The following is a 1,012-nucleotide window of genomic DNA, read 5'->3' as shown; positions in this document are numbered from 1 at the left end:
GAGACTTTTGGCCCGTGTTACTACTCGGGCCACCCGGCTGCGCCGGGCTTGCACCGGTCTGATTGCAGGCTGCGACCGGTGAAAAGGGTAGGCAAAGGGCGAGCAGCGGGGTCACAGGCCTTCACTCACGAAGTAGGCAAGCACGCCGCAAGGAGTCACGAACAGAAAGAGGGCGCAGATCCAGGACCAGGGAGCGGCCAGGAAGTAGAAGCCCATGATGAAAAGGGATACGAATGCAGCAAATGCCCATGAAGCCAGCACCATTAAGGCGAGGTCCTTCATGCGCGGAACTCCCGCTTGGCGTTGGCGACCAGGGCGGCGGCGCGGTAAGCGGAGTCGAGGCGGCTGAATCGAGCTTGCCGGCGATAGGCGATCGACACGAACACGGCGCGCAGGTATGCGCACGCGATCAGGACCAGCCAGATGGCCAAGATAATGTGATGCGTCACGGAATGTCCCCTGTTGCAGATCCCCTACCCTGACCCTCGGCCCCCGGGGGGTACCGGGGGGGAGGGGTGTCTAGGGATTCCTATCCACAGGCGCATGTATAGTGACCACTGAACAGAACGTCAAGAGATTTGTAAACATGCCAAGCGTGAACGAGCTGCTTGACAAAGCGCGAGAGAAGGCAAACCTCCAGTCAGACAATGCTTTGGCTCAGCGTATTGGGGTCACGCGAGCTGTGATAAGCAGCTGGAGAAAAGACCGCTACCCGATGCCAGATGAACGAATTGCGCAGGTCTGCGCATTGGCAAAACTGGACGGCGGCGAATGGATGGCGCGGATCCACGGAGAGCGCGCTGCGTCGCCAGCTGAGCGGGCTCTATGGCGATCAGTGCTGGACAGGCTAAGCGCGGCCGCCGCGGTGGTCGCGCTGCTGGTCCTGGCGGTGCAAACGGGAGCACATGAGGCGCTGCTGGTAGCCCTCTCCCCTGTGGCCATAACGCCAACCTTCTATACATTATGCGAAATGAAGTGTTGACGCTCCTATGCGCCCTGGCGGCCTATCACT

The 1,012-nt window shown here is 60.6% G+C and carries 2 protein-coding genes and 1 pseudogene; 1 reads left to right on the top strand and 2 read right to left on the bottom strand.

What is annotated here, in order from left to right:
- Positions 1 to 111: 111 nt before the first annotated feature.
- Both J7360_RS21185 and J7360_RS21180 read right to left on the bottom strand, forming a co-directional pair.
- Positions 112 to 282 (bottom strand): hypothetical protein, encoded by a 171-nt coding sequence (locus tag J7360_RS21185; RefSeq protein ID WP_209028929.1) that lies wholly within the window; start codon positions 280 to 282, stop codon positions 112 to 114.
- Positions 279 to 449, bottom strand: coding sequence for a hypothetical protein (locus tag J7360_RS21180; RefSeq protein ID WP_209028930.1), 171 nt, complete (start codon positions 447 to 449; stop codon positions 279 to 281). The genes J7360_RS21185 and J7360_RS21180 overlap by 4 nt, the downstream gene beginning before the upstream one ends.
- Positions 450 to 586: 137 nt before the next feature.
- Here J7360_RS21180 and J7360_RS21175 point away from each other — a divergent pair.
- A pseudogene (locus J7360_RS21175) lies at positions 587 to 1,012 on the top strand (DUF3693 domain-containing protein); the annotation flags it as partial.

Origin of the sequence: Xanthomonas sp. D-99, from assembly GCF_017746145.1 — a bacterium.
Lineage (GTDB): Bacteria > Pseudomonadota > Gammaproteobacteria > Xanthomonadales > Xanthomonadaceae > Xanthomonas > Xanthomonas cissicola.
The sequence above is the reverse complement of the archived record's forward strand: the minus strand, read 5'-3'. Positions and strand labels throughout refer to the sequence as shown.

What these genes read in the sequence shown, in the direction of transcription:
- J7360_RS21185 (WP_209028929.1), bottom strand. Translation starts at nt 282, where the DNA reads ATGAAGGACCTCGCCTTAATGGTGCTGGCTTCATGGGCATTTGCTGCA.